The organism is Mojavia sp. (assembly GCF_059505145.1).
Genome location: NZ_JCACKA010000083.1, coordinates 62,427 through 69,914, shown reverse-complemented (window position 1 = coordinate 69,914; position 7,488 = coordinate 62,427). Strand labels below are relative to the sequence as shown.

At 42.2% G+C, this 7,488-nt stretch carries 6 protein-coding genes; 2 read left to right on the top strand and 4 right to left on the bottom strand.

Translation table 11 applies throughout. The features are described from left to right. Positions 1–86: 86 nt before the first annotated feature. Both AC5JL8_RS24615 and AC5JL8_RS24610 read right to left on the bottom strand, forming a co-directional pair. Positions 87–587 carry a PEP/pyruvate-binding domain-containing protein gene (locus AC5JL8_RS24615; RefSeq protein WP_495882298.1) on the bottom strand — a complete coding sequence of 167 codons (501 nt, stop codon included), beginning with the start codon at positions 585–587 and terminating at the stop codon, positions 87–89. 87 nt (positions 588–674) lie between these two features. Next, positions 675–860 (bottom strand): high light inducible protein, encoded by a 186-nt coding sequence (locus AC5JL8_RS24610; protein ID WP_495882297.1) that lies wholly within the window; start codon positions 858–860, stop codon positions 675–677. Between the two features lie 355 nt (positions 861–1,215). Between AC5JL8_RS24610 and AC5JL8_RS24605 the strand changes: the two genes are divergently transcribed. Then, positions 1,216–3,147, top strand: a complete 1,932-nt coding sequence (locus AC5JL8_RS24605) for a transglycosylase domain-containing protein (protein WP_495882296.1) — start codon at positions 1,216–1,218, stop codon at positions 3,145–3,147. Between the two features lie 197 nt (positions 3,148–3,344). Then, complete coding sequence (locus tag AC5JL8_RS24600) at positions 3,345–3,695, top strand: zinc ribbon domain-containing protein (protein ID WP_495882295.1); 351 nt, start codon at positions 3,345–3,347, stop codon at positions 3,693–3,695. A gap of 356 nt (positions 3,696–4,051) precedes the next feature. Here the strand turns inward: AC5JL8_RS24600 and AC5JL8_RS24595 are convergent, their stop codons facing one another. Together AC5JL8_RS24595 and AC5JL8_RS24590 are read right to left on the bottom strand one after the other, a co-directional pair. Continuing rightward, positions 4,052–4,702 (bottom strand): hypothetical protein, encoded by a 651-nt coding sequence (locus AC5JL8_RS24595; RefSeq protein WP_495882294.1) that lies wholly within the window; start codon positions 4,700–4,702, stop codon positions 4,052–4,054. A gap of 399 nt (positions 4,703–5,101) precedes the next feature. Further along, on the bottom strand, positions 5,102–6,964 hold the full coding sequence (locus tag AC5JL8_RS24590) for a glycoside hydrolase family 2 protein (RefSeq protein ID WP_495882293.1): 1,863 nt from the start codon (positions 6,962–6,964) through the stop codon (positions 5,102–5,104). Positions 6,965–7,488: the final 524 nt, after the last annotated feature.

Below are 7,488 nucleotides of genomic sequence, written 5' to 3'. Positions count from 1 at the left end.
TTAAACGAGGTAAAGCTACCGCAATCATGGTCGAGTTTAAGGGTGCTAGCATCGCTCCTAGACCGATTGTTAGTAGTAATGCCCGTTCAGTCCATGATTGTTTTTGGTTTAATTCTTCCACCTGGCATTTGTTCTAACACTTGACCATTACGATTTAAGCGGTAGCGATCGGGTGTAATTAATCCTGCGACGATCACTTCCCCTAATCCCCAGGCAGCCTTGATGACTATTTCATCAGCATTGGTCACAGGATTGCGAGTGAACATCACCCCTGCACAATCAGGGTGAACTAATTGCTGGACAACAACCGCGACTTGGGGCGGTTCAGAAATGCCTAAACGTTGACGGTAAGCCAAAGCTGATTCACTGCGTCCAGATGCCCAAACTTCCCCAATAGCTGTGAGTAATTGGCTGTCAGATCGCACATTTAAACAAGTTAAATGTTGACCTGCAAAACTGGCACTAGCAGAATCTTCTCCTACTGCCGGAGAGCGGACAGCCACCACCCCGCCAAGTTCCGATAATAAAGGTAGTACCAATTGATAACTTGACTGATCGCCAGAAGCGATCGCATCTACTAAATCCACCGATAAAGCAAAACCAGGGGGAACAGGCTAATGCTCAGTATGCTGGAACCGAGCATTATTAATGGAAGATAAAAAGCCTACATCAATTTAAAGCAGTCCCCAGAAATGGAGGAAGCCTTGACCAGAAAACACTTCAATCAAAACAACAGATAAAAAACCAATCATCGCAAGACGACCGTTCCAATTTTCACTTTGAGGAGTGAACCCAGGACGCACAGCATTGCGGTCATCCAAATCTAAAACAGCAAGTGTAGATTTTTTAAAACCTGTCATGAGTAAAACTCCAATGTATTGCATTGTAACAGTTATGACTGTATATTACGTAATTTAACAAATAGTTAAGAGATTGCAACATAATTTGAAGATAGAAAAGCTGAGGCACTAGCCCTGAAAAAAGATACGAGCCGTCACAACCCAGATCCACGCTACACATTTCTGTCTTTGAGTAGAAGATTTGTGATTATTTCTCCATTAAACTCTACACAAAGTTAGATTATTTGATACTGACGGACAATTTATTCACGTTATTCAAATTTGCAACTATCAGAATAATAGATGCCAAAAGCTATCTAACTAAATTTTCTGGAATAAATTTTAATTTAATTTATAGTGCGGGGGTACAAATGCCGTGTCTTCGTCAAATACTTTTGTAGAGCAGCAGTCAGAAACACAGTCTGCATCTAATTTCGAGTTTTTGAAACAAGTAAGTCAAGTCGCTGGTGTGACTCTGTTATCAATTACTATGCTGGCAAGTTCTGTTCTTGCTGGAGGACTGTTTGGTTTAGCGGTTACTTTTCGTAATTTGCCAGATGTTAGACAACTAAGAAACTTCCTCCCAGAAGAAACAACTTATATCTATGACATTAAAGGTAAACTTTTAGCAGGTATACATGGAGAAGCCAACAGAAAGATTGTACCGCTAGATCAAATTTCCCCGAATTTAAAACGAGCAGTATTAGCAAGTGAAGATAGCCACTTTTACAACCACCACGGTATTAATCCCGCCGCTGTTGGACGTGCTGCATTAGTCAACTGGACAGCAGGTAGTGTCCGGGAGGGGGGTTCTACAATCACCATGCAGTTGGTGAAAAATATATTTCTATCTAAAAAGCGTGCTTTTACTCGAAAAATAGCAGAAGGGGTACTGGCAATTCGGTTAGAGCAAATTCTTGATAAAGACCAGATTTTAGAAATGTACCTCAATCAAGTGTACTGGGGTCACAATAACTATGGTGTACAAACCGCAGCCCGAACTTACTTTGACAAATCAGCAGCAAATTTGACTCTGGGCGAATCTGCAATGATGGCGGGTTTAATTCAAGCACCAGAGGAATATAGCCCGTTTGTGAACATGAAACTGGCAAAACAACAACAAAAAGAAGTGCTGGGGCGGATGCTGGATCTGAAATGGATTAGCCAGCAAGAATATAATGAAGCTCTCCAGCAAGAAATCACTCTTGGTCAAATCAAGTCATTTCAAGGTAGTGCCCTGCCTTATGTAACCAATACCGTAGCCCAGGAAATAATTAAAAAGTTTGGGCGTGATGCATTACTCAAAGGTGGAATGCGGGTACAAACTACGGTAGATGCCAACTTCCAACTAATGGCAGAAGAAACTATTAAGCAGTGGCATAAAACCCTCGAAGGTCGGGGGTTAAATAAAAATCAAATGGCTTTAGTAGCTATTGATCCCCGCACCCACTTTATCAAAGCCTTAGTCGGTGGTATAGATTCAAAAAAAAGTGAATTTAACCGCGCAACTCAAGCGCAGCGTCAACCTGGTTCTGCTTTTAAGCCATTTGTTTACTACACTGCCTTTGCTAGTGGTAAGTTTACACCCAATACAACGGTAATCGATGCTCCAGTTAGCTACAGAGATGGTGATGGTTGGTACTATCCACGCAACTACGATGGTGGCTTTATGGGAGCAATGCCGATTCGTACTGCCTTAGCATTGTCTCGTAATGTGCCTGCGGTCAAGATTGGCAAAGCTGTGGGAATGAATACAGTCATCGACACCTGCCATACCTTGGGAATTAACAGTCCAATGGTTGCCGTCAGTTCTTTACCATTAGGCGCAATTGGTGTGACACCACTGGAAATGGCTAGTGCTTATGCCACCTTTGCTAATTATGGCTGGCAATCACCTCCAACGGCTATTGTCCGTGTTACTGATAGTAGTGGTAATGTCTTGTTAGACAATACTCCTAAACCTCAGCTAGTTCTTGACCCTTGGGCATCAGCCGCATTGGTAGATGTGATGCAATCGGTAGTTACTGATGGTACTGGCAAAGGTGCTGCACTTGATAGGCCAGTTGCAGGTAAAACGGGTACAACTTCTTCAGAAAAGGATATTTGGTTTATTGGTTCTGTACCGCAGTTGACAACTGCTATTTGGGTAGGACGAGATGATAACAAACAATTAGCCACTGGTGCGACCGGTGGAGGTATGGTTACTCCCGTCTGGCGCGATTTTATGCAGAAGGCGCTTAAGGATGTACCAGTCATGAAATTTAAACCGCCTTCTGAATTTCCTCGACCTAAGCCAGTTAAAATATAGGACTCCTATTGGATTTTTGAAATTGACAAATTGTGATGTACTAACGAGCCAAAGCACAGGCTGAAGCTCTTGAGAATGCCATTTGGAAACGCGACTTTAACCAGGGGCAGTATTATTAGCTATTCCTGATTTAGGGACTACGTAAGTTTTTACAAGTATTGAAGCAGAAAGCCCATCAGTAACAGCCTGAAAATTTTTTGGATTTTCAGGTTGTTACGTCCTTCAGGGGTGGGGACGCGAATAATGCGGGAATCACTGATTGGGTAGACTACTATGCCAAAATTTTTGATACGTGGGCAATAGCAGTTGCACCTCATTACACATCACAAGATTGTTCTGTTTGTGGGACACGAGTTAAAAAATCTTTGTCCACTCGTACCCACAAATGCCATTCTTGCGGAACAGTGATGCATCGTGACCACAATGCAGCTAAACAAATACTGGCGAAGGGATTAAAAAGTACCGTAGGGCATACGGAATCTAAAGCTTGTGGACAGAACAACCTCTGCTTAGGTGAGGAAACTCCTCTAAGTAAGTTGACTGGATGAAACAAGAATCCCACTGCTTGAAGCAGTGGGAGTGTCAATTCGTCATCCAATTTTCAACTTAAAAGCTCAATATATGTTGAATTTTTCCAAATTTTTGGCTTGGCTTGCACAGGTTTAGCTTTTGAGATTGCTAGTCTACCAACATTATCAAAACTAACGCTTACCGGAAAATCAATTATTGATTGATAGAAACTGCCAATATTATCAGAGAACACGAGAAACCTTTTCAAAAATCTCGCCCCAAAACCGAGGTACTGTATTTTTGACCTTTCCATACAGTGAACATCCAATAGCATAAACCAAAGTACTAAAAACTGGTGTCTCGTCCTGCCTTCCTCCAAAAATTCTATTATCTATCACGCTTTATGCTTTGTGGCATCAACTAATTTATATGATTGATCCCTTTCCCGCGTTGGTGGAAACGGATGTCCTTCGGTTGATGTTACCTCTAGCCCTGTACTTTCTCCATCAGGATTGATTAGTTCGTACTGTCCGCTAACGGGAGTGCGTGAGCCTGGACTATACAACGCTTTGGAGCGTTGATCATCTGCCTGAAGGGGTTGTACAGCGCCAGCACTGTAAGTTAGCCTGAACTGGCTTCTAATTTCAAAACCTGGAAGATAGCCACCGTGGTACGGTATTTCTGACAACTGGCTGAGTGTGCCTTTGATTTCGGAAATTGGTTCGAGCAATTGTGAGTTTTCTTGGCTCCAAAGGATAATTTGTGCATCAAGCAATTCTTGAAACTCAAGAGCGTGTAGCGTCACTTCATCCGAAGGCGTTTGACTATCTACAACAATCGAGAAGTTGAGAGTCAATAAAAGTGTTGTTTGTATTTCTACTAAATCATCATTCGAGATAACTTGAGTACAATACTCGTCTACATGAAAACCAAACTGGGCTTTAAAGTGAGAAAACCTATGCGTTTGCAGTTGCTGACTCAGATATGGTAACAATCCGGCATCCGGCTCTGATAGTATCTGGCGAACGATTGGCATTTGTGTCATACATGCTCTACAACTTTTCAATTAAAGCTTTCAAATTAACAATCTCACTCGGTTAAGCATTCTCGAACATCCATCAAACTGACGAGAGTTACCTCAATCGTTTTATCGATTTACTTTACACATCTTTCGTGCTGCTGATGGCAGCTTCTAATTTCATACAACAGCATAAATTGGTATTGCAAGATATTTATCTTGCCAGAACTTACGCACTCAGATCCCCCAACCCCCTTAGAAAGGGGGCTTTAGACGTTCCCCCCTTTTTAAGGGGGGCTAGGGGGGATCGGGGTTTCAGGCTTGAGTGCGTAAGTCCTACTTGCATTGCTCAACCAATTCAAACCGAATGGCACAAGCGTGCCATTCGCTCCCTAATCCCTAGAGGAGGCCGCGATTTCCCAAACTTCAACATCTACTGGGAGTGCAGAATCCCCCGTCTGAGAGGGTTGCAGCCCGGATTGCTTCAAGAGGAAATTTCGGGGTGCGATCGCTGTACAACAAACCGTTAGCTTCTTGGAAAGTATCGCTAAATTGTGTGTAACAGAATCCACTGAACAGTTCAATATTATTGACGGTTTCTAGTAGGGCAGTGTATTTCATTTCTAACTCGGAAATACTCGAACAGCGCTCATATCCCCAAGCTGCAACAGCATCTAGCTTGCTATCGGGGGCATAAGCAATACCACCAAACTCTGTTAGCATAACTGGTTGCCCTTGATGCGGATAGTTGTCGAGTGTGAGGATACGTCCTCCGGGGCGCTTATGATTTAGCATATCCGACAGCTTCACCTCTGGGCCATAACGACGAACTAATTGCTGTGGCTTGGTATCATAGTCATGAATTGCAAGGATGTCTGTATCCGTACTTTCCCAGCCATCGTTACTAATCACTGGACGAGTTGGGTCAAGGGTTTTCGTTAAGTGATACATTGCTACAACATAGTTGCGGTGAGCTGCTGTCTCGACTAAATTCGGCACTCCCCAAGATTCATTAAAAGGCACCCAAGCAACAATACATGGATGGCTTGAATCTCGCTTGATGACTTGGGTCCACTCCCGCGTCATTCGTTCTACGGCTTTCCTGGTAAAGCGATAGGCGCTGGGCATTTCCTCCCATACCAATAAACCTAAAACGTCTGCCCAATATAAAAACCGAGGGTCTTCAATTTTTTGGTGTTTACGTACTCCGTTGAAACCCATTGCTTTAATCAGTTCTACATCACGTCGCAAAGCTTCATCGCTGGGTGGAGTCATCAGCGTATCTGGCCAGTAACCTTGATCGAGAACAAGGCGTAAGTAATAGGGACGACCATTGAGCATAAAGCGATCGCGCTGTATGCTCACGGTTCGCATTGCGGTGTAAGATTTTACTTCATCCAGTAGCTGCTCATTGCTCCACAATTGAATTTCAGCATCAATTAGCGTTGGCTTTTCTGGACTCCACAATAATTCATTACGGTAGTCGTCAATCCCAGGATCGCCAAGAGCAATGCGGCGGTTAATTTCTCCATTGAACACCTCGTATGTATCATTCACCAATACAGTACTGCCAATGCTCAATTTCATCTTTATTTGGATGCCACAAACAGGCACATCACCCGCCAGCGCCCCTTCAAAACCAACCTCCCATCGTTCAAAGTCGCAATTCCAACACAGATGCCCTAGATAAGTTTTACCTACTCGCTCAACCCAGACTGTCTGCCAAATACCGCTAGTGCGAGGATACCAGATACTATGCTCTTTCAGTTGCCAATCTTGCTTACCGCGAGGTTTGGCGAGGTCTTGGGGATCATCTTGCGCCCACAGTGTTACCTTTGTTGTGCCACTGTCATTCAAGACGTGGGTAATATCGAGTGAAAAATTGGTGTGTCCGCCTTCATGTTCAGCTATGTATTGATCGTTAACCCACACACGAGCACAGTAGTCCACCGCACCAAAGTGTAACAGCAATCTCCCATCGCCTTCTGGTGTTGCAAACTCTCGTTCGTACCAACAGTTCGGATGAAAATTCCTGTCACCTATCCCACTTTTATTTGATTCAGGAGCAAACGGAACTTCTATCAGATGAGTCCATTGCTTTAGATCACTAGGTTGAACACATTTTCCTTCGTCATCAAATGCAAACTTCCACAAACCATTTAGGCTTTGCCAAGGTGATCGCTGTAACTGTGGACGTGGATGTGATATTTCTTTCGAGTCAAAAGCATTCTTGTCATTACTTTCAACTGATAATGCAACTCCCCCATTATTAATATCTAATAACTTCATAAAACCTCTTTGTATGAAGATAATTTTTCTCAGATGAAATTTTATTTTTTCTCACTTCAAACCCTACTTCTGTTGTCATAGCTATTGAAGTTGATTTTCACCTATTTCAAATCTCTAGCTAGATAGCCATAACAAAGATTTTCATAGCTCTTACCCCGATTAATCTATACAATTAATATTGCATCTGTTATCGAAAATTGCTATTTACATATCAAGCAAATTTGGTTACTGTCCAGCTAAGGCATTAATTTGGAAATTGCATAATTGGTTACCAAAGGCAAACTTTCACTTCGTATATCCAAAAAATTTTGCTTGATTCTTAATATAAAAATATTTTGATTAGTTTGGCTTCTACCAAAGGAATAAAACTATACTAGATAAAGTTATAAGTAAAAATACTTAATAATATTTATGAATAAATATCAAGAAAAAACAGTTTAGTAGTTATAAGGAAATCCAAGAAATAAAATGCCATAGGACTCCTATTTGATTTTTGCGGAGCTAGGTAAACATCTATCCCTTTT